Origin of the sequence: Streptomyces sp. NBC_01335 (assembly GCF_035953295.1) — a bacterium.
Classification (GTDB): domain Bacteria; phylum Actinomycetota; class Actinomycetes; order Streptomycetales; family Streptomycetaceae; genus Streptomyces.
Window position 1 is genome coordinate 460,476 of sequence record NZ_CP108370.1, and the last position, 20,737, is coordinate 481,212.

General features: G+C 73.1%; 15 protein-coding genes and 1 pseudogene. 11 read left to right on the forward strand and 5 right to left on the reverse strand.

Features of this window, described 5'->3' with window-relative positions:
* Positions 1–11: 11 nt before the first annotated feature.
* On the reverse strand, positions 12–1,130 hold the full coding sequence (locus tag OG599_RS01960) for an SLC13 family permease (RefSeq protein WP_327174159.1): 1,119 nt from the start codon (positions 1,128–1,130) through the stop codon (positions 12–14).
* Between the two features lie 181 nt (positions 1,131–1,311).
* Positions 1,312–2,070 (reverse strand): annotated as a pseudogene (locus tag OG599_RS35400) (SLC13 family permease); the annotation flags it as partial.
* On the opposite strand from OG599_RS35400, the gene OG599_RS01970 reads away from it, so the two are divergent.
* Together OG599_RS01970 and OG599_RS01975 are read left to right on the forward strand one after the other, a co-directional pair.
* The gene (locus OG599_RS01970) at positions 2,009–2,179 is read left to right on the forward strand and encodes a hypothetical protein (protein WP_327174161.1); all 171 of its coding nucleotides are present in this window, start codon (positions 2,009–2,011) and stop codon (positions 2,177–2,179) included. The pseudogene OG599_RS35400 and the gene OG599_RS01970 overlap by 62 nt on opposite strands.
* A gap of 187 nt (positions 2,180–2,366) precedes the next feature.
* Positions 2,367–2,978, forward strand: a complete 612-nt coding sequence (locus OG599_RS01975) for a Dps family protein (RefSeq protein WP_327174162.1) — start codon at positions 2,367–2,369, stop codon at positions 2,976–2,978.
* 48 nt (positions 2,979–3,026) lie between these two features.
* Here OG599_RS01975 and OG599_RS01980 read toward each other — a convergent pair whose 3' ends face one another.
* Together OG599_RS01980 and OG599_RS01985 are read right to left on the reverse strand one after the other, a co-directional pair.
* Positions 3,027–3,815, reverse strand: coding sequence for a hypothetical protein (locus OG599_RS01980; RefSeq protein ID WP_327174163.1), 789 nt, complete (start codon positions 3,813–3,815; stop codon positions 3,027–3,029).
* 123 nt (positions 3,816–3,938) lie between these two features.
* A complete protein-coding gene (locus tag OG599_RS01985; protein ID WP_327174164.1) occupies positions 3,939–4,202 on the reverse strand; it encodes a hypothetical protein in 264 nt (87 codons plus the stop codon).
* Positions 4,203–4,808: 606 nt separating this feature from the next.
* Between OG599_RS01985 and OG599_RS01990 the strand changes: the two genes are divergently transcribed.
* The 9 genes from OG599_RS01990 (at position 4,809) to OG599_RS02030 (ending at position 19,494) form a co-directional block, all read left to right on the forward strand.
* The gene (locus OG599_RS01990; RefSeq protein ID WP_327174165.1) at positions 4,809–6,662 is read left to right on the forward strand and encodes a flavin-containing monooxygenase; all 1,854 of its coding nucleotides are present in this window, start codon (positions 4,809–4,811) and stop codon (positions 6,660–6,662) included.
* Positions 6,659–8,350: a hypothetical protein gene (locus OG599_RS01995; protein WP_327174166.1), complete on the forward strand. Its 1,692-nt coding sequence runs from the start codon at positions 6,659–6,661 to the stop codon at positions 8,348–8,350. The genes OG599_RS01990 and OG599_RS01995 overlap by 4 nt, the downstream gene beginning before the upstream one ends.
* Positions 8,351–9,089: 739 nt before the next feature.
* Entirely contained in the window at positions 9,090–10,259 is a 1,170-nt protein-coding gene (locus tag OG599_RS02000; RefSeq protein ID WP_327174167.1) for an acyl-CoA dehydrogenase family protein, read from the forward strand.
* 76 nt (positions 10,260–10,335) lie between these two features.
* Positions 10,336–11,997, forward strand: a complete 1,662-nt coding sequence (locus OG599_RS02005; protein WP_327174168.1) for an ABC transporter substrate-binding protein — start codon at positions 10,336–10,338, stop codon at positions 11,995–11,997.
* Entirely contained in the window at positions 11,994–12,938 is a 945-nt protein-coding gene (locus OG599_RS02010) for an ABC transporter permease (protein WP_327174169.1), read from the forward strand. The genes OG599_RS02005 and OG599_RS02010 overlap by 4 nt, the downstream gene beginning before the upstream one ends.
* Before the next feature lie 3 nt (positions 12,939–12,941).
* Positions 12,942–13,847: an ABC transporter permease gene (locus tag OG599_RS02015; protein ID WP_327174170.1), complete on the forward strand. Its 906-nt coding sequence runs from the start codon at positions 12,942–12,944 to the stop codon at positions 13,845–13,847.
* Complete coding sequence (locus tag OG599_RS02020; RefSeq protein WP_327174171.1) at positions 13,844–15,712, forward strand: ABC transporter ATP-binding protein; 1,869 nt, start codon at positions 13,844–13,846, stop codon at positions 15,710–15,712. Before OG599_RS02015 ends, OG599_RS02020 begins: the two co-directional genes overlap by 4 nt.
* Positions 15,709–16,485 (forward strand): thioesterase II family protein, encoded by a 777-nt coding sequence (locus OG599_RS02025; RefSeq protein ID WP_327174172.1) that lies wholly within the window; start codon positions 15,709–15,711, stop codon positions 16,483–16,485. Before OG599_RS02020 ends, OG599_RS02025 begins: the two co-directional genes overlap by 4 nt.
* A gap of 81 nt (positions 16,486–16,566) precedes the next feature.
* Complete coding sequence (locus OG599_RS02030; protein WP_327174173.1) at positions 16,567–19,494, forward strand: helix-turn-helix transcriptional regulator; 2,928 nt, start codon at positions 16,567–16,569, stop codon at positions 19,492–19,494.
* On the opposite strand, the gene OG599_RS02035 is transcribed toward OG599_RS02030, so the two are convergent.
* Complete coding sequence (locus tag OG599_RS02035) at positions 19,434–20,591, reverse strand: LLM class flavin-dependent oxidoreductase (protein WP_327174174.1); 1,158 nt, start codon at positions 20,589–20,591, stop codon at positions 19,434–19,436. The genes OG599_RS02030 and OG599_RS02035 overlap by 61 nt on opposite strands.
* Positions 20,592–20,737 lie beyond the last annotated feature (146 nt).

A 20,737-nucleotide genomic window follows, 5' to 3' on the forward strand; every position in this document is an offset into this window, starting at 1 on the left:
CCGGGTACGTCTCACAACGGCCAGACCCGTGGCACCACCGTCAGCGCCACCACCAGGAACCAGAGGACGACGGGCAGGCCGAAGCGCCAGTAGTCGCCGAAGCGGTAGCCCCCGGGTTCGTACACCATGAGGTTGGCCGCCGTGGCCACCGGAGTCAGCATCGCGGCGGCGGCGGCCACGGCGACCACCATCAGGACGGGGAGCACGGAGACTCCCACGTCACGGGCGGCGACGGTCGCGATCGGGATGACGATCAGTGCGGTGGCGGTGTTGCTGACGAACTGTCCGAGCACGACCGTGACGAGGAAGAGGCCGGCCAGCAGCGCGTACTGGCTGCTGCCGGCGATGTCCACGATGAGGCGGGCGACGGAGTCGGCGGCGCCCGACTTCATGATCGCGGTGGAGAGCGGGAACATCGCCCCGACCATCACCACGGTCGGCCAGGAGATGCCCCCGTACGCCTCGTGCACCGAGACGACCTTGAGAAGGATCATCGCCACGGCTGCGATCAGGGCGGCGACGGCCGGGGAGACCAGCCCGGAGGCGAGCAGGACCACCATCGCGGTCATCACGGCGAGAGCCCGCCGTCCGGCGGGTCCCACGGGGGTGTTCTGGCGGCGGACCGCCGCCGGGGAGTCGACCAGCAGCAGGTCGTCGGAGTAGACCGACGCGGTGCCGCTGAGCGCGGGCCAGGACCCGTGCAGCAGAAGGGTGTCGCCCGCGCGCAGCGTGACGGTGCCGGGGTCCGCGTTCTGTCCGTCGCGGTGCACGGCGAGCACCACGATGTCCTGGGCCTCCGTCAGCAGGCCGGGGAAGACCCGCGCGCCGACCAGCGACGAGCGCGGCGAGATCAGCACCTCCGCCAGGCCCACCTCCCGGTTGACGAGCGCACCGGCCCGCTGCTCGCCCAGCCGGGCCCGCTGCGGGACCAGACCGTGGAGCTCCGCGAAGGCGTTCAGCTCCTCGGGCGTTCCCCGCACCACGACCTGGTCCCCCGGGGCGAGCTCGTCGGTGCTGCGCAGCTCGTGGTCGTCCGAGTCCCCGCGCAGCGCCCCGAGCACGACGAGACCGCCGCCCCCGGAGTCGAGCGAGGGGTACGTCGAGCCGACGCACGGTGCCCGCGGGGGCACCGCGAGACCGCCGAGGTTGTCGCCGAGTCCGTAGTGCGCGACGAGGGTGAGGGTGTGGTTGCTCAGGTCCGGCGGGAGCGCGGCCGGGCGCCGGGAGGGCAGCAGCCGGTCGCCGAGGAGCCAGTTTGGACGGCGGCATGCCGACCCGGACCGCCAGCATCACCACCACCGGCAGCAGCGCGGCGACCGCGCCGTTCATCGTGATCAGCGCCGACAGGGCGGCGACGGAGACCAGGGTCAGCGCGACCAGCCGCCAGCGGCTCTTCCCGGTGCGGGCCGCGAGGATCTGGCCCGCCTTGGCCGTCACCCCGGTCACTTCGAGGCCCGCGCTGACCACGAACAGCGCCGCCACGAAACCCACCACCGGGTCGCCGAAGCCGGAGAAGATCTGGGCGGGTGTCAGCACTCCGATGCCCACGAGGGCCAGCGCGGAGCCGAGGGCGACCGCTTCGACGGGCAGGCGGTTCAGCGAGAACAGCACGACCACGGCCGCCAGTACCAGCAGCACCAGGGAGGAATCGCTCATCAGCCGATGAACCAGTTGAAATCGGTCACCAGGCGAACGTACTGCACAAGGTTCCCCCCTCGCACCGACCGCCGGCACGCGATCCGGTGCGCGCGGCACGGGGCGGGGCGTACGCGGTGCGGGGCGGCGGCCGGGTGGTGTCCGGCGGGTTCGAGGCCGGGCCCCGGCACCCGCAATGCCGTCCCGCCCCGACCGAACGGACGCCATCCGGCCACCCCAACCCGGCGCGAGGGCGAAGTGGCCCGTCTGAGAGCGGTGTTCGGGGGTACTGGAGGTCGTGTCCCGCCCGACTTCGGCGGGATTCCGCGGACACGGCCCCAGACGGCCGTCTCCTTCCGAGAGGAACCCTTCCATGCTCGCCATCGTCGCAGCGGTTCTGTTCTTCATCTCCTTCCTGATCAACGCCGCGGACATCACCACGAACGATGTCTTCTCGTCCGGCAACGTCATGCTGCTCGGCCTGCTCGCCCTCGCCCTGCACGTGGCGGGGATAGGCGCCGGCTGGTCCGCCCGCCGGCGTTGAGTGGCACCCGGCCGGTCCGGCCGCTCCGGCACCGCTGGACCCCGCACCGCCGACCGGCGCGGGGTCCGGTGGGCCGACCGGTACTTCCTTCGGGACCAGTCCAGTGGCTCGGCGCCGTCACGGGAGTGGAAGGCGTGCATTCGGGGGCAGGCGTAATCCGGTAGACCGTCCCACGACCAGGAGAGACATGCCCCCCAAGACCCCTTCCCCCCAGTACACCGTCCCCGGCCTCTCCACCAAGGAGGGGGCCGCGGTGATCGACGCGCTCAAGCTCCGCCTGCATGCGCTCAACGACCTGGCCCTCACCCTCAAGCACATCCACTGGAACGTGGTGGGCCCGCACTTCATCGCGGTCCACGAGATGCTCGACCCGCAGACCGTCGCCGTACGCGAGATGGCGGACTCGGCGGCCGAGCGCATCTCGGCCCTCGGGGGCGAACCGCAGGGCACGCCCGGCGTCCTCGTGGCCGAGCGCACCTGGGACGACTACAGCATCGGCCGGGCGGACGCCATCGCCCATCTCCGCGCCCTGGACCTCGTCTACACCGGCGTCATCGAGAGCCACCGGAAGGCGGTCGAACGGGTGGGTGCCATCGACCCCGTCACCGAGGACCTCCTGATCGAGCATCTGCGCGGACTGGAGCAGTTCCAGTGGTTCGTCCGCGCCCATCTGGAGACCAGCTCCGGCACCCTCAGCACCGCCGGTACGTCCACCGAAAAGCAGGCCGCCCGCGGCGGCGGTGCGACGAAGCGCGCCCCGGCGCGCAAGACGGCGAACTCCCGGCGCACCACGAAGTAGGCCTGACCCGCACCGGCCCGCCCCTCACCGGCCGGCCCCGCCCGGCGGTCAGCCGGCGGGGCGGGTCCGGTGCTCGCCGCGCAGGACCCTGCCGGACGCCTCGGGATCGTACGAACCGCAGGCCGTGCCCGCCCAGATGGATGCCTGACGGGGCAGCGCGTAATAGGGGACCAGCAGGGTCACCGGCCGGCCGCGGTCGTCCCGGGCCGTCCACAGGGCGGGCAGCACATCGGGGGATTCCCCCGCCAGCAGGGCGAGCCGGCAGGACTCGCAGGCGGGTCGGCGGGCCGCTGCGGCCTCCCGCGCGACGACCCGTCGCCCCTTGCGGCCCCGCTGGTCCCGGGGCGGTTCGGCGGCCGGTCCGTGCAGCGGGTTGTAGAAGCAGCGCGGCCGCGGCGCGTGGGGGCGCTGCCCCAGATGCCGGGCCCGTGCGGCGGCGAACAACTCCACCGCACGGTCGGCGAGAACCACCGCGGCGGCGAGGTCGGGGAGGTCCGCCGCCTCGTCCAGGAGTTTACCGGCGGCCTGGTAGGCGTCGGTGGCCAGGAGGTAGTCCCGACGCACTCCGCTCTCCTCGGACTCGGGAGTGAACTCCAGGCGTGGGTCCGCGAGCAGTTCCCCCACCTGTGCGACGTGTTCGGCTGCCGCCGGGGCCAGCCGGGCGCGGAGGGCCTCCCACTCCGCCCTGACCAGGCGCTCCCGGTCCCGCGAGCGCGCTCGGGCCCGGGCTCCCCCGTCCGCCGGCCTGTCGGCCGAACCACCGGCCGGCCGGGGCAGACCGGGCCAGACGGCCAGGCCGATGCGGCGCAGCGACCCCATCAGACGATCATTCCCCACGGCTCCCCCTTTGCCCGCCGGGCAGCCCGGTCCGGACCGCCGCCCAGCCTACGACCCCACCGTGAACGCGGACGGGGCCCGCCCCCCCGTCAGGGAAGCGGGCCCCGCACCAGGCGGAACGGGTCAGTTGTTGTTCAGGTACTGAGCCCAGAGGAAGCCGGCCTCGACCGCGGCGGCCTCGCGCTCCTCCGAAGCGTACGTGATTCCGTACGGGCCACCGAGGTTGAGGAACTGAGCGTTCTCACGGGAGGCCTCGGCCTGGAAGTAGCCCGCGGCGACCTCGACGGACTCGCCGCCCTTGTCGTTGTCGTGAGCTGCGGCAGGACCTGCGGCCATCAGCCCGGCAGCGGCGACGGTGGCCACCGTGATCGCGATACGGCGAAGCATGTGTACTCCCTTTGTGGGTCGTAACGAGTGGTGCTTTCACCGCATAATCACCCTTTTCGAACACACCCGAAAGCCGTGGAGGAGGGAACTACCTGAACGGATGGCGGCCTTGATCCACATGCGCGCACACCGCCCCTGATCGGCCCATCGCATCCCGGTTCGCTTACCCCAAAGGGAAGTTGAAGGGCCGACCATCCTCATGCATCAAGCACATTGCATGTATTATGCATAGCACCGCATCGCACCACTCCGTCGCTCCCCCACCCCACGCGAGGAGTCCCGTCATGGACGACCCCTGTCCTCGCGACGACCACGGGCCCGCCCGGCTGCCGGGGTTCGCCCTGTGGCCCGGGTACGCGCCGGGCGGCGCGTCGGCGGCCCCGGCGCGCGGAGAAGGCGCCCGGCGAAGCCCGGCAAGGGGCGCGGGGGTCGACGAGAGACCCGCCGGCCCTCCCCTCCCGGGAGCGCGGGCGGCAGCCGCCCGGCCCGGCCGCGACGCACCCGCCCCGCCCACCGGAGTCGTACGGGCATCCGGCGGAGGCCGGTACGCGCCGGCCGGGCAGGGGCGTCCCGCCGACAAGCATCCGAACAACGCAAGGAGAACGCATGCCCTCCCCCCACTCTCCCGCGACGCCCTCCTCCGAACCCGCCGAGGAGAGGCCGCAGGAGCCCGGCACCGACCTCGACCGGACCCGGGCCCGTTACCGGGCCGAACGCGAACGGCGGATCAGGACCGACGGCGCCCAGCAGTACCGGCCGGCCACCGGGAGATTCGGCTATTACCAGGAAGACCCCTACGCGCAGGGAGACTTCGTACGGGAGCCACTTCATGACACCGTCGACGTGGCGATCGTCGGCGGCGGCTTCGGCGGGCTCCTCGCGGGGGCCCGCCTCCGCCAGGCGGGCGTCGGGTCGATCCGGGTGATCGAACGCGGCGCGGACTTCGGCGGCACCTGGTACTGGAACCGCTACCCGGGAATCCACTGCGACATCGAGTCGTACATCTATCTGCCGCTGCTGGAGGAGGTCGGCCACGTCCCTCGCTGGAGGTACGCGCCGGGCGAGGAGATCCGGCAGCACGCACGGGCGATCGGCCGGACCTTCGACCTCTACCGCGACGCGCTCTTCCGGACGAGCGTGACCGGGCTGCGCTGGATCGAGGACGAGTCCGCGTGGCTCGTCGGCACCGATCGCGGAGACCAGGTGCTCGCCCGTTACGTGGTCACCGCCCAGGGCACGTTGAGCGAGGCGAAGCTCCCCGGCATCCCCGGGATCGAGACGTTCGCCGGGCACACGTTCCACACCAGCCGGTGGGACTACGCCTACACGGGCGGCAGCGCGGAGGGCGGCCTGAGCGCGCTCGCCGACAAGCGCGTCGCCCTCGTCGGCACGGGCGCCACCGCCATCCAGTGCGTGCCCCATCTCGGCGCGGACGCGCAGCACTTGTACGTGTTCCAGCGGACCCCCTCGTCCGTCGACGTCCGCGCCAACCGCCCCACCGACCCGGCGTGGGCCGCCGCACTGGAGCCCGGCTGGCAGCGCCGCCGCCGGGAGAACTTCCTCACGCTCGTCACCGGCGGGCAGGTGGACGAGGATCTGGTGGACGACGGCTGGACCAGCACCGCGCGCCTGCAGCAGAAGCTGATCCCGAGCGACGGCTACCAGGACCTGTCGAGCGAGGAACGCGAACTGGCCTACGAGCTGGCCGACTTCCGGAAGATGGACGAGATTCGCGCGCGGGTGGAGGCGGTGGTGGACGACCCTCGGACCGCCGAACTGCTCAAGCCGTGGTACCGCTACATGTGCAAGCGCCCCACCTTCAGCGATCACTATCTGCAGACGTTCAACCGCCCCAACGTCACCCTGGTCGACACCGCGGACAGCCACGGCGTGGAGGAGATCACCGAGAACGCCGTCGTGGCCGGAGGGACCGCCTACGAGGTCGACTGCGTCATCTTCTCCACCGGGTTCCAGGTCGGCGCATCCGGCGTCCTCACGGGCAGCCTGCCGGTCACGGGCCGGGGCGGGATCACCCTGAAGGATTCCTGGCAGCAGGGCCCCAGGACCCTGCACGGCTTCTACAGCCACGGCTTCCCGAACCTCTTCCAGCTCGGCCCGCTGCAGAACGCCAGTTCCGTCAACTTCACGCACGTGCTGGACGAGCAGGCGAGCCACGTGGCCGAGGTGGTCGCCGCCGCACGTGACCGCCGGGCCGCGTACGTGGAGCCCACGGCGGAGGCGGAGAGCGCCTGGGTCGCCACCATCCGGGAGAAGGCCGCGGATCTGCACGCCTTCCAGGCGGAGTGCACCCCGGGCTACTACAACAACGAGGGCAACCCGAGGAAGCGCGGCCAGTCGTTCGGGGACGGGCCGGTCGCCTTCCACGCGCTGCTGAGGGAATGGCGCGAGGGCGACGGCCTGGACGAGGTCCTGGCCGAAACCGGGCAGGACCGGGCATGAGGCGCTGGCGCGACGGCGCCGGCGCGGAGCCGGTGGCGCAGGCGCCCGGGGACCATCCGCGGCGCACGGCCGGGCCGGAGCCGTCCGAGCGGCGCCGACGGCGGGCCGAGCGCCTCAACGACCCCAATCCGCTGCGTGGTTCGAACGGTGTCGCGTTCGGCCCGGACGGGCGGCTGTACGTCGCCCAGTACCTGATGGGCACGATCAGCGCGGTGGACCTCGCGAGCGGCGACATCGACGTGGTGACACCGGAGGACTGCCCGGTGCGGTCCCCCGACGACCTCGCCTTCGGGGCCGACGGATCGATGTACGTCGCCGATCTCGTGCCCGGCATCGTCTGGCGCCGCGACCCGCTCGGCGCGTACTCCGTCGTCTCGGACCAGGTGGTGCTCCCCAACGGCATCACCTGCGTCGGCGACCGTCTCTTCGTCAACGAGATGAGGATGGGCGGCCGCCTGGTCGAGCTCTTCCCGGACGGCCGGGAACCGGTGGTTCTGGCGGAGGGCCTCGCCATGGGCAACGCGATGCAGACCGGTCCGGACGGCTGCCTCTACTACCCGCACATGATGACCGGCGAGGTGTGGCGGGTTCCGACCGACGGGGGCGTACCGGAGAGGGTCGCGCGGGACGTGCATGAGCCGGTCGCGGTCCGCTTCGACCGGGGCGGCGTTCTGCACGTGCTCTCCCGGGGCGTGGCCGGTTTCGTCACCCGTATCGACCTCCACGGGACGGGGTCCCGCTCCCTCGTCACCTCCGGCCTGGTGGGGCTCGACAACGCGGCGTTCGACGCGGAGAACCACATGTTCGTCTCCAGCTACGCCGGTGGCGGAGTCAGCGAACTGCACCCGGACGGCCGGACCCGCGACGTGGTCAGGCGAGGGCTGGTGGGCCCGTACGGGGTGACGGGTCTGGGGAGCACGGTCTTCACCGCGGACCACTACCGGCTGAGCGCGCCCGAGGGCCCGCCGCGGCAGGGCGCCGAACCGCGTGCGGCCGCCGACGCCTCGTCGGTGCTGCGCACGTTCGCCCACGGCATCGCGTCCGACGGCGCCCTGCTGCACACCACCTCGCAGTACGGGGAGGTCGCCACCTACGACCCCGGGGCCGGTACCACCCGGGTCCGGGCCACCGGCCTGGCCCGGCCGCTGGGGATCGCCGCACACCCGGACGGCCCGCTGTTCGTCGTCGAGGCGGACCGTGGCCGGATTCTGACCATCGACGAGAACGACGCCGTGGGCGTGCTGGCCGAAGGGCTCCCGGGGCCGGTCGACGTGGCCCTGGACGCGGACGGCACCTGTTACGTGAGCGACGAGGCGCTCGGAGCCGTCCTCCGCGTCGACGAGGACGGCCCGCACGTCCTCGCGGACGGTCTCGACCGGCCCCAGGGGCTGGTGGTCCTCGGGGGCGAGGTCTTCACGGTCGAGACGGGTGCGCGCAGGCTGGTCGCCGTCTCGCTCACGACCGGGGAGACCCGGACGGACGCCGAGGATCTGCCGGTCGTCCCGTCCCTGGACGCCCCGGGGGCGCCCCGGGCGCTCTTCTCCCACGGGATGCCCGGAATGCCGAGGTCGTTCGCCGGACTCGCCACCGGGCCCCGGGGCACCTTGCTCGTGTCGGCCAACGGGGAGGGGACCGTGTGGCGCCTCACGCCCGCGGGACCTGAGGGGGAGACGGACGCCACGCCGTGAGGAGCCGGGGAGAGCCCGCCGGAAGTCTTCTCCGCGAGGACCCCCGGTGGGCCCTCCTCGGCTCTCCCCGGGCTCTCTCCGGCCCTCCCCGGCTCTCTCCGGCCCTCCCCGGCCCTCCCCGGCTCTTCCCGGGCTCGCCCCGGGTGTTCTCCCGTCCCGGCCGTCGTTCCGGAAAGGCGTCCCCGGGCGGTGCGGCACGGGCAGAATCGCCGTACGGTCCCGCCGACTCCCCCTCGCGGGGCACCGATAAGCAGACGCGATCGATCCCGATCAGTATTCGGCATTGGACGCAGAGTGCCCTTTTCCTGCATGCTCAGTGCCATGTTCAGGCCTGAGATGGTGAGGGAGTCCAGCCGGTACCCGGCCGGCGCTGCCGCATGCCACCACGGACTCAGCGATTGCCTGACGCCCCGTCTGACCCAGTGCCGAGTCGTGGACTTCGGAAAGGTCTGGTCGACCAGCTGTCGCTGAGCCGACGCGCGGGTCCTGCCGGACCCCGGTGAACACCCCCCTCCTCGCACGGCCGCGCGCCCTCGCGCACCCTTCCCCGCCACGACCTTCGCCCCCCATGGCCGCCGTACGCCCGGATCCTTCGCGGTCCGGCGGTGGCGCGCGGCCCGGAGCACTGTCATGCCCTTGCCCGCCGCGCCGCCCCACGCGGCCGGACAACCGCCCGACTCAAGATCTAGGACACAGCCATGGCCTGCGAACTCTCCTTCCCCGCCGCGCTGGAGGGCCGATGAGCTCCGCTACCGAGAGCCGGCCGATACCCGCCGATCTCGACCGACTGGACGAGGTGACCGCCTCGCTCGCGTCCACCGCCGCCGAGTACGACCGCACCGGGGCCTTTCCCCACAAGCCGATCCAACTGCTGCATGAGACGGGGTTGTTGACCGCAGGAGTGGACGCGCGTTACGGCGGCTCCGGGGCGACCTTCACCGAGGTCGCGAAGATCCTGCTGGCGGTGGGGCGCGGCGATCCGTCGACGGCGCTCATCGCCGGCATGACCATCGTCCCCCATCTGCTCCAGACCCGGAGCCCGTGGCCCGAGGAGCTCTACGCCCGGGTGCTGGCGGAGTCCGCCGAGCGCCCGACGCTGCTCAACCACGCCCGCGCGGAACCGGACCTGGGCTCCTCCACCCACGGCCTTCCGGCGACCGTCGCACGGCGGACGGCGAACGGCTGGTCGATCAGCGGACGCAAGCGGTTCGTCACCGGCGCGGAGGGCCTCAGCTACTTCCTGGTCTGGGCGGTGACCGACGAACCCTCGCCCCGGGTGGGCAACTTCATCGTCCCCGGGGGCACGCCCGGCATCGACATCGTGCCCACCTGGTTCCAGTTGGGGATGCGCGCGACGGGCAGCCACGAGGTGGAGTTCCGGGACGTCGAGATTCCCGCGGAGTACGTGCACGAGCTGGAGCACCCAGGTACCCCGCCGGCCCCCGGCACGCTGCCCGGCAGCATCACGATGCTGCTCTCGTCCTCCCTCTACCTGGGGGTGGCGCGGGCCGCGCAGGGCTTCACGACCACCTGGGGCCACGAGCGGGTGCCCTCCGGGCTCGGCCGTCCGCTGGCCACGACGGACCGCTTCCGTCAGGCCGCCGGCGAGATCGAGACCCTGCTCTCCACCGCCGAGCAGCTGATCTTCGCGACGGCGGACCGGGTGGACCGGGGCCTTCCCGTGCCGGGCGCCGACGCGCTGGCCTCGAAGGTGCTGGTCGTGCGCCACGTCACCACCGCGGTCCAGACCGCGGTGCGTCTGCTCGGCAACCCCGGGCTCGCCCAGGGCAATCCGCTGGAGCGGCACTTCCGCGACATCCAGTCCGTCGGGGTGCACGCGCCCGGCGAGGACGCCTCCCTGGGAATCGTCGGCGCCTCCGCGCTCGCGGCGGGAGCTCCGCGTGTCTGAGCCAACGCGTCCCCCGTACCCCGCATCTCCCGCTTCCTCCGGCCCCCACGGGGGCATCCACTCCTGGAGTTCCGCCATGCGCCCCACCCTGTCCAGACTCGGCCGCACCCTCGCGGTGGGGGTGAGCGGTCTCCTTCTCCTCTCCGCCTGCTCGTCCGGCGGTGACACCACCGCCGAGGCGGCGGGTTCGGGCAAGCCGGTGACGGGCGGGACGCTCACGACCGCCGTCGACACCGAGCCCGTCTCCTGGGACATCCACGCCTCCACCCAGGACGTGACCGCGGAGATCGCGCGCGGGGTGTTCGACTCGCTGGTCTCGCAGGACTCCGACGGGAAGTTCCACCCGTGGCTGGCCACCAAGTGGGAGGTGTCGGACGACTTCAAGAGCTACACCTTCCACCTGCGCGACGACGTCACCTTCACCGACGGGTCGAAGTTCGACGCCTCGGTCGTGAAGGCCAACTTCGACCACATCGTGGCCAAGGAGACCAAGTCGCTGTACGCGGCGAACCTGCTCGGCCCCTACACGGGCACCGAGGTCGTCGACCCGCAGACGGTGAAGGTCAACTTCTCCAAGGCGTTCGCCCCCTTCCTGCAGGCGGCCAGCACCACGTATCTGGGCTTCTACTCCCCCCAGGCGCTCAAGGCCGGCGCCGGCAAGCTCGCCGCGGGCGGCCCCGCCGACGTGGGCAGCGGCCCCTTCGTCTTCAGCGCCTACACCAAGGGCCAGTCGGCGACGCTCACCCGCAACCCGGACTACGCCTGGGCCCCGGAGACGGCGACCCACACGGGCGCCGCCTACCTCGACAAGGTGGTCGTCCGCTTCCTGCCCACCGCCTCGGTGCGCGCCGGTGCGCTGACCAGTGGTCAGGTGCAGGTGGCGAAGGCCATTCCGCCGCAGAACGTCACCGCACTCAAGTCGACTCCCGGCTTCCAGCTCATCTCCCGGGCCAACCCGGGCGGCAACTACAACCTCTGGCTGAACGGTTCACTGGCCCCACTGGACGACGTCCGGGTGCGCAAGGCGATCCAGCGCGGCATCGACGTCGAGCAGGACGTGAAGACCGTGACCTTCGGCCAGTACCCCCGGGCCTGGAGTCCCATCAGCCCGACCACGCCGGACTACGACAAGTCCCTCGAGGGGAGTTGGCCCTACGACCCGAAGCTGTCGGGCCAACTGCTCGACGAGGCGGGCTGGACCGGCAAGGACGCGCAGGGGTACCGCACCAAGGCGGGCAAGCGGCTCACCGTGGAGTGGCCGCAGCTGTCCATCCAGGCGACCCGCGAGGGGCGTGACGTGCTCGGGCAGGCCGTGCAGGCGGACCTGAAGAAGATCGGCGTCGAGGTCAAGCGTCCGAACCTGGACATCGGCACGTACAACACCAAGGTCTACGGCGGCAAGGCGAACATCATCGACCTCAGCTGGCCCCGGTTCGACCCGGACGTGCTGTGGCTCTTCTTCAACTCCGGCAGCGCGCCGGCCAAGGGCGGCATCAACGCCACCTTCCTCACCGACCCGTCCTTCGACACGTGGACGGACCAGGGCCGCTCCACGCTGGACGAGAAGACCCGCGCCGACGTCTATCCGAAGGTGCAGCAGCGGGGCATCGATCTCGCGGTCGTCGTCCCGCTGTACACGCAGGTCTCCCTCGTCGGTCAGTCCGACCGGGTGAAGGGGCTCACGTTCAACGCGAGCAACTGGCTGACGTACTACGACGCCTGGCTGGCCAAGAAGTGACGGCGTCGGCGACGGCCCTGGCCGGCGGGATCGCCAGGCGGCTGGGCTCGGTGGTGGCCGTACTGCTGGGTGCGGCGACCCTGGCGTTCCTCACACTCCAGCTCATCCCCGGCGACCCTGTCTCCGTCCTGCTCGGCCCCTCCAACGCCGGCTCCCCCGAGGTGCGGGCGGAGATCGCCCGGGAGTACGGATTCGACCGGCCCGTCGCCGACCAGTACCTGCACTACCTGGGCCGGCTCCTCCAGAGCGACCTGGGGCAGTCGTACCAACTCCAGCGCCCGGTACGGTCACTGATAGGTGATCAGCTCTGGCCCACCGTGCAACTGGCGCTGGCGGCACTTCTCCTGGCCGTCGTCCTCGCGGTGGTCTCCGCGGTGGCGACGGCCGGGCGACGGCCCGCCTTCCGCGCGGTCGCCTCGGTCTGGGAGCTGATCTCGGCGTCCACCCCGTCCTACTGGGTCGGGATCGTGCTGCTGACGGTGTTCTCCTTCCGGTTCCACGTCTTCCCGGTGGCCGGGGCGGAGGGCTTCGCCTCGCTGGTGCTCCCGGCCGTCACCCTGGCGCTCCCGCTCACCGGGGTACTGGCGCAGGTGCTGCGCGAGGGGCTCGAAGCCGCCTTGGAGCAGCCGTTCGTGGTCACCGCCCGCTCGCGCGGAGTGGGCCGGACGGCGGTACGGCTCCGGCACGCCCTGCGACACTGCGCGGTGCCCCTGCTCACCCTGACGGGGTGGCTCACCGGGTCGCTGATCGGGGGCGCGGTGCTGGTGGAGACGGTCTTCGGCCGGCCAGGGATCGGCTCGCTCGTCCTCCAGGCGGTGAGCGCCAAGGACATGCCGGTGGTGATCGGTGTGGTACTGCTCTCGGCCTTCGTCTTCGTCGTGATCTCCACCGCGGTGGAGCTCCTCCACCCCGTCATCGACCCGCGGCTCAGGAGCGCCTGACCCATGGCACGTACTTTCGTCCCCGAACCCGTCACCGGCGGTCCCTCACCCACCGCCGTGTCCGCGCTGCCGCGGGCACGGCGCCGGGCCGGAGCGTTCGCGTCCGTCCCGCCGACCGTGGTGGCGGCGGGCGCCCTGCTGCTGCTCATCGTGCTGGTCGCGGTGGCCCCGGGGCTGTTCACCGATGTCCCGCCCTCCGCGATCGCTCCGCTCGACGCGCTGAAGGGGCCGAGTTCCGCCCACTGGCTCGGGACCGACCAGCTGGGCCGGGATCTGTTCTCGCGCATCCTCCACGGTGCCCGGCCGTCCCTGCTGCTCGGTTTCGGCTCGACGGTCATCGCGGTCACCGGAGGGGCGGTCGTCGGTCTCGCGGCGGCGCTGGGCGGCCGGGCGGCCGACGGCATCCTGATGCGGCTGGCCGACGTCCTGCTGGCGCTGCCCGGGCTCCTCCTGGCGCTGCTGGTGGTGACCGTGCTGGGCACCGGCACGGTCAACGTCATGCTGGCCATCGGCGTCGCCTTCGTCCCCGGCTACGCCCGGCTCGTCCGCGCGGAGGCCCTCGTGGTGCGCCGCTCCGGTTACGTCGAGTCCGCGGTCGCCCTCGGTCTGCCACGCGGCCAGATCGTGCTGCGGCACGTCCTGCCGAACGCCCTGGCACCGCTGCTGACCCTGGCGACGGTGGGGTTCGGCACCGCGCTGATCTCCGCCTCCGGGCTCAGCTTCCTCGGCCTCGGCCCCGCCGCGCCCTCGCCCGAATGGGGGGCGCTGCTCTCCGCGGGGCGTGACTTCCTCCAGACGGCCTGGTGGATCGGTGTGTTCCCCGGCGCGGCCGTCACGACGACGGTGATCGCCGTCAACGTGGTCGGCCGCTACGCCCAGCAGCGCTTCACCCGGAGGTCCGACCGATGAACCCCACCGTGTCACCGCTGCTGACCGTCGAAGGGCTGGACGTCACCTTCCGGCGCGACGGGGAGGTGCGTGCCGTGCGTGACGTCTCCTTCTCGCTCGACCGGGGCGAATGCCTCGCCGTGGTCGGGGAGTCGGGCTCGGGCAAGAGCGTGACCGCCCGCACCCTGCTCGGGCTGACCGGGAACCACGCCTCGGTCTCCGCCCGCAGGCTCGAGTTCGACGGCACCGATCTCTCGGCCCTCTCCGAGCGCCAGTGGCGTGCCGTGCGGGGGCGCCGCATCGGCCTGGTGCTCCAGGACGCGCTGGTCTCGCTCGACCCGCTGCGCACGGTGGGCGCCGAGATCCGCGAGACGCTGCGCGAGCACTCCCTCGCCGCCGGTCCCGAGGCGCGGGAGCGGACGCTCGCGCTGCTGTCCGAGGCGGGCATCCCCGATCCGGAGCGGCGGGCGGCGGAGCATCCGCACCAGTTGTCCGGCGGGCTGCGCCAGCGCGCGCTGATCGCCTCCGCGCTGTCCGGGGCGCCGGAGCTGCTGGTGGCGGACGAGCCGACGACGGCGCTGGACGTGACGGTGCAGGCCCAGGTGCTGGAGCTGCTGGGCCGGCTGGTCGGCGAGGGCACGGCGCTCCTGCTGATCAGCCACGACCTGTCGGTGGTGGCCAGGCTCGCGGACCGGGTCGCGGTGATGTACGGCGGCCTGGTCGTCGAGCAGGGGCGGGCCGCCGACGTGCTGGAGGAGCCCCGGCACCCGTACACCCGGGCCCTGCTGGCAGCGGTACCGACGGTCGGTTCCAAGGGGCGCGCGCTCTCCGTGACCTCCTCGCGCCGGCCCGCCGCCGGTCCGGGCGGCTGCCCGTACGCGGCACGCTGCCTGTCGGCCGACGAGCGGTGCCGTACGGAACTCCCGGTGGCGGACCCGGACGGCCAGGGGCACCTGACGCTCTGCTGGCACCCCGGCGAGGCGGTCCCGCTCGCGGTCCCGGACGCCTCCCGGCCCCGGGCGTCGGCTGCGGCCGTGGCAGCGGTTCCGGTTTCCCGGGAGGCTGCGGGCGCGGGTCCGGCGCTGCTGGAGGTGGCCGGCGTCTCCAAGAGTTTCCGGGCGCCCGGCGGGGGGTTCTGGACGGCGGTGCGCGACGTCTCGTTCCGCGTCGGCGCCGGCGAGACCCTCGGGCTCGTCGGCGAGTCCGGCTCCGGAAAGACGACGACGGCGCGCATCGTGCTGGGTCTGGTGGAGCCGGACGAGGGCTCCGTACGGTTCGAGGGGGAGGCGTGGAGCCCTCTGCCCGAGCGGGCCCGCCGCGACCGGCGCCGCCGTCTCCAGGTGGTCCATCAGGACCCGCTCGGCTCCTTCGACCCCCGGCACACGGTGCGGCGGATCGTGGCCGAGGCAGCGGCCAGGGCCGGGATTCCGCGCGGGCGGGCCCGGGCGGCGCGGGTTGCCGAACTCCTGGACCAGGTAGGGCTGTCGACGGCGCTCGCCGACCGGCGCCCGCTGCAACTCTCCGGAGGTCAGCGCCAACGGGTCGCCATCGCCAGGGCGTTGGCCACCGAGCCTCGGCTGATCGTCTGCGACGAGCCGGTCTCCGCGCTCGACGTGTCGATCCAGGCGCAGGTGCTCGACCTCCTGGCCGATCTCCAGAGGGAGTTGGATCTGGCCCTGCTGTTCATCTCGCACGATCTCGGTGTCGTCCACCACGTGAGCGACCGGGTGATCGTGATGAAGGACGGAGAGCTGGTCGAGTCGGGGCACGTGGAGCAGATCTTCGACCGGCCCGCCCATCCGTACACCCGCGAGCTGCTCGCCGCGCTGCCCCGGCCCGACCGGGACCGGGCGGCCGAGCGCGACCATGAAGGGGTGCGCGCGTGACGACCGGGCTCGACACCGACCTCTGGATCCGGCGCTTCCACCCCTCTCCCGGGGCCGCCGCCCGGCTGGTGTGCTTCCCGCACGCCGGCGGGTCGGCGGGCTTCTGGTTCGCGCTCTCGGCGCTGCTCCACCCACGGGTGGAGGTGCTGGCCGTGCAGTACCCGGGGCGCCAGGAGCGCCGGGCGGAGCCGCCGGCCGAGGACGTCGGGAGCCTGGCCGACGCGCTCGCCGGGGTCCTCGCGCCCTGGTGGGACCAGCCGCCCGCGTTCCTCGGGCACAGCATGGGCGCGGTGGTGGCGTACGAGACGGCCCGCCGGCTTTCCGCGGCCACCGGGGCGGGGCCCGCCGGACTCTTCGTCTCCGGGCGCCGCGCCCCGTCCGCCCACCGCGAGGAGACCCTCCATCTCGCCGACGACAGCGCGTTGCTGGCCGAGATCGTACGGCAGGGAGGCACTCCGGCCGCCCTGCTGGAGGAGCCGGAGCTGGTGGAGATGATCCTGCCCGCGCTGCGCGGCGACTACCGGGCGATCGAGCGGTACCGGTACCGCCCCGGCACCGTGCTCGACACCCCGGTCACCGTGCTGACCGGCAGCGAGGACGCCAAGGTGACGGCGGAGGAGGCGAGGGCCTGGCAGGGCCACACCACCGGCACCACCGAGGTGCTGACCTTCACCGGCGGCCATTTCTTCCCCCTCCTGCACCAGGACCGGATCGCTGCGCTGATCCAGGAGCGTCTGCTGCCGGGTGCCGCACCGCCGCGGCCCCGGCCCTGACGTCCTCGCCGGTCCCCCGCCCGAGAGCAGATGTCCGAAATGCGCGCGACGCGGCTGCGTCGTCGAGATGTGGAGCTTGCTGTGGTTTTTGTCGAGCGTGAGAACCAGTTGACGCGACTTCGAGAGCTGCTGGCCGACTGTCTCGGCGGACGAGGGAGCGTCGTCGCGATGAGCGGCCCGGTGGCCGCCGGAAAGACGGAACTGCTCCACGTCTTCGGTGAGCTCGCGGCCCGTGAGGGCGCGGTGGTGCTGCACGCGGCGGCCAGGTGCTCGGAGCAGGACGTGCCACTGGGCGTCGTCGGACAGCTCTTCGGCCGCGAGCACTTCGCGCCCGAGGAGCGCGCCCGCGCGCTGCACCTGCCCCGGGGATGCGGCGGGGCGGCGACGTGTGACGCGGACCTGCTGCCTTCCGGCCCGACACCGACGCATGTCGGCCAGGTCCACTGGGAGTTGATCCGCGCGCTGTCGGAGCGCACGCCGGTGGTGGTGGCGGTCGACGATCTGCACTTCGCCGACCCGGCGTCGCTGAACTCCCTGATCCACATGGGCGGTCTGCTCCGCGCCTCCCGGGTGCTGATCGCGGTGACCGAGTCCGATCCGCCGACCGACGGGGACGCGACGGAGCGCGCCTGGCGCACGCCGCTGCTCCGGCAGCGGCACTTCACCCGCGTACGGGTCCGTCCGCTCTCCGTCGCGGCCACCGGGCGGATGCTCTCGGGGCTGCCGGGACGTGTCCTCGCCCCCGGGACCACGGCCACCGCCTGGCACCGGCTCAGCGGCGGGAACCCGCTGCTGCTGCGCGCGCTCGCGGAGGACTGGTACGAACGGCCCGGTGGCCCGGTGGCCGGGCGGGAACCCCGTGCGGGAGCGGAGTTCGGCCGAGCGGTGGACGCGTGCGTACGCAGGGCGGGGCGCCGGTTCCGTGACGCGGCCCGCGCGCTCGCCGTACTGGACGCCTCCGGCTCGCACCACCGCCTGGCGCGGCTGCTGGGTCTGCCGCAGTCCGAGGTGGACGAGACGCTGGCGGCGATGGACGCCATCGGCGTCCTGGACGAGGGCCGCTACCGCCACCCCGCCGCGGGCGCCGCCGTACTGGCCGGCATGCCGGCCGCCGACCGTGCGGCGCTGCACCGGGACGCGGCCCGGCTGCTCCACGGGACGGGGGACTCCGCGCCCGCCGTCGCCGTCCATCTGCTGGCGGCCGGCCACGGCGACGAACCCTTCGCCTTCCCGGTGCTGCTGGAAGCGGCCCGCGAGGCCCTGCGCCGGGACGACACGGGGTTCGCGGAGGCGTGCCTCGACGTGGCGGCGGAGGCCTGCGCGGACGAGGAGCAGCGGGTGACGGTCACCATGCTGCGGAGCCTCGTCGACTCCCGGAGCGACCCGGACACGGCCTGCCGGAGACTGCGGCCGCTGGTGGACGCGTTGCGGGAGGGCCGTCTGACGGGGTGCCAGACCGTTGCCCTGCTCGGGCGGCTGCTCCGGAACGGCAGCGGGGAGGAGATCGCTCTGGCGCTGCGGCGGCTCGAAGGGTTCTCGGACACACTGGACGCGGGTTCCGCGGCCGAGTACCTCGCCGCGCGGGAGTGGCTGCGTGCCTCCCACCCGGCGCTGCTGCGGGAGAACGGCCCCCGGTCGCGTTCCGCGCGGCCGGCCGCGCGGAACGTCCGGAGCGCGCGTACCGGGAGGTCCGAGGCCGGCCGGCCGGCGGGCGGCGCTCCGATGCGGATGGGCGCCGTACTGAACGCGCTGCTGCGCTCGGGACCGGATCAGGACAGCGTACGGAGCGCCGAACTCGCCCTCCAGTCGACCCCGTTGGACGACGAGGGGTTCGACACGCTCCATCTCGCGCTGTCCGTGCTGGTCTACGCGGACCGCTCGGACCTGGCGGTGGGCTGGTGCGACGCACTGGTGCGGGAGGCGGGCGAACGCGACGCCCCGGCGTGGCAGGCGCTGTTCGCGGCGGTCCGGGCGGAGATCGCCGTCCGCCAGGGCGACGCCCGGCTCGCGGAGCGCACCGCCCGTCGGGCCATTTCCCTCATTTCGGCAGGGAGTTGGGGCGTATCGATCGGTTCTCCGCTCTCCAGTCTGCTGCTCTCCGCCACCGCTACGGGCACCGTGCCGGAGACCGGCGTCCCGCGCACGTGGAACCTGCCCGAGCAGTTGTTCCAGACGCGGTTCGGCGTCCAGTACCTCCACGCGCGCGGCCGGCAGCGGCTCTCGCTCGATCTGCTGCACGCGGCGCTGGACGATCTGACCACGTGCGGAAGGCTGTTGCGGGAGTGGGACATCGACCAGCCCGCGTTCGTACCGTGGCGGAGCGACGCGGTGACGGTGCTGCTGCGGCTCGGCAGGACCGACGAGGCGCGCCGTCTGGCGTCCGAGCAGCTGGCCCTGGTGTCGCCCGCGCAGCCCCGGGCCCGGGGAACGGCGCTGCGGACGGCCGCCTCCGTGGCGGACCCGAGGCGGCGTGCGGTGCTCCTGCGGGAGGCGGTGGACCTGCTGGGCGCGGCCGGTGACCGGCTGGAGCTGGCGCGCGCCCTCGCCGATCTGAGCGCGGTCCACACCCGGGCGGGCCAGAGCGGCAGGGCCCGGATGGTCGCCCGGCAGGCCCGGGAGATCGCGGAGGAGCAGGGTTTCGCCCCGCTGTCGCGGCAGCTCGCGGCGGAGGAGTCCCGGGCGGTGAAGGACGACCGGGACACCGGGGTCACCCTGCTCAGCGGCTCGGAGTCGCAGGTGGCTGCGCTCGCGGTGGCCGGCCACTCGAACCGGGAGATCGCCGAGAAGCTGTTCATCACCGTCAGCACGGTGGAGCAGCATCTGACGCACGCCTACCGCAAGCTCCGGGTGAAGGGCCGGGCCGACCTACCGAGTTCGCTGCGCGAGCACGGCCGGTCCGAGCAGCCCGCCGCCGGCCGGGCGCGTGAGCACACGCGCCCGGCCGGGGGTCAGGGCGCGGCGGGGGGCACCGGCAGTCCGAGCAGCCCGCGCAGTGTGTCCGCCTCGTAGGCGGTCCGGAACGCGCCCCGGGCCTGGAGTTCGGGGACCAGTTCCCGGGTGATGGCGTGGAGGTCGTGGGGCAGGGCGCCGGGGCGCAGGCGGTACCCGGACAGCCCTGCCTCCTGCCATTCCAGGAGCAGGTCGGCGACCTCCGCGGGGGTCCCGGTGATGATCTCGGCGTCGGAGGCGTAGGTGCTGCCGTGCGCCTCGTTCAGGCGGGCCAGGCGCTCGGCCGCGCGGCCCGGGACGCTGTCGAGGAAGACCACGAGGTCGCCGAAGACGTGGACCTTCTGGTCCGCGCGCCCGGCCGCCGCCTGCTCGGCCCTGATCTCCTCGACGGTCGCCCGTGCCTCCTCGACGCTGTGCGGGGTCACCGAGACGACATCGGCCGAGCGGGCCCCGTACCGGTACGGCAGGGTGATGTGGGCGACGGTGAAGACGACCGGGTGACCCTGAGGGGCGCGGGGGGCGAGGGACGGCGAGTCGATGGTGATCCAGTCGCCGGCCGCGCCGCCGAGGGGCTCGATCTCGGTGAAGCTGCCGTGCGGGTCCGGGTCGGCGGGGGCGAAGCGGCCGGGTGCGGCGAGGTCCCGCAGCGCCTTCTCGTCGTCCACGCCGTCCCAGAGGGCGCGTACGACGCGTACCAGGTCGGCGGCGCGTTCGAAGAGTTCGGCCATCGGCGTCTGCACCTCGGGGGTGAAGATGTCGGCGATCACGATCGGCCGCGCCGGGGTGACCGGGGTGCGCCAGCCGGCCCGGCCGTCGCTGAGGTGGTCGAGGCTGGCGATCGCCTTCGCGACGTTCGTGGGCTGGGCGTGGTCGGTCACGATGCTCGGTATCAGCCCGATGCGCTCGGTACGGGCGGCCAGCGCCGAGGCGACGAGGACGGCGTCGAGGCGGTGGTTCACGTGCCCGGCGGGGCGCTTCGGCGGGTCCTCCACCGTGACGAAGTCCAGCAGTCCGCGTTCGGCCTCCTGGGCGAGGGCGGTCCAGTGCGCCAGGCCGAAGAGGTTCCCGGCCGGGGCGTCGGGCCCGGCGCCGGCCGCCGGGTGCCAGCCGACGTTGTCCAGTGCCACGGCGAGGTGCAGCGGCTGTCGTGCGGTCATCGTGTTCTTCTCTCTGGTGTCTTGCGGAGTGCGGATGCGGTGGTGCGGTTCGGGTGCGGTGGGTCGGTGCGGGCGCCGGTTCGGTGCGGCGGTTCGGCGGTGCGGTGGGTCGGCGGCGGACCTGTCCTGGCGGTTCGGCCGCGGCG

Excerpts from the sequence above, each read along its gene's own strand:
- OG599_RS02020 (WP_327174171.1), top strand. The coding sequence starts at position 13,844 with ATGAACCCCACCGTGTCACCGCTGCTGACCGTCGAAGGGCTGGACGTC.
- OG599_RS01995 (WP_327174166.1), top strand. The coding sequence starts at position 6,659 with ATGAGGCGCTGGCGCGACGGCGCCGGCGCGGAGCCGGTGGCGCAGGCG.
- OG599_RS02035 (WP_327174174.1), bottom strand. The coding sequence starts at position 20,591 with ATGACCGCACGACAGCCGCTGCACCTCGCCGTGGCACTGGACAACGTC.
- OG599_RS01975 (WP_327174162.1), top strand. The coding sequence starts at position 2,367 with ATGCCCCCCAAGACCCCTTCCCCCCAGTACACCGTCCCCGGCCTCTCC.
- OG599_RS02000 (WP_327174167.1), top strand. The coding sequence starts at position 9,090 with ATGAGCTCCGCTACCGAGAGCCGGCCGATACCCGCCGATCTCGACCGA.
- OG599_RS02015 (WP_327174170.1), top strand. The coding sequence starts at position 12,942 with ATGGCACGTACTTTCGTCCCCGAACCCGTCACCGGCGGTCCCTCACCC.
- OG599_RS01985 (WP_327174164.1), bottom strand. The coding sequence starts at position 4,202 with ATGCTTCGCCGTATCGCGATCACGGTGGCCACCGTCGCCGCTGCCGGG.
- OG599_RS02005 (WP_327174168.1), top strand. The coding sequence starts at position 10,336 with ATGCGCCCCACCCTGTCCAGACTCGGCCGCACCCTCGCGGTGGGGGTG.
- OG599_RS01990 (WP_327174165.1), top strand. The coding sequence starts at position 4,809 with ATGCCCTCCCCCCACTCTCCCGCGACGCCCTCCTCCGAACCCGCCGAG.
- OG599_RS01970 (WP_327174161.1), top strand. The coding sequence starts at position 2,009 with ATGCTCGCCATCGTCGCAGCGGTTCTGTTCTTCATCTCCTTCCTGATC.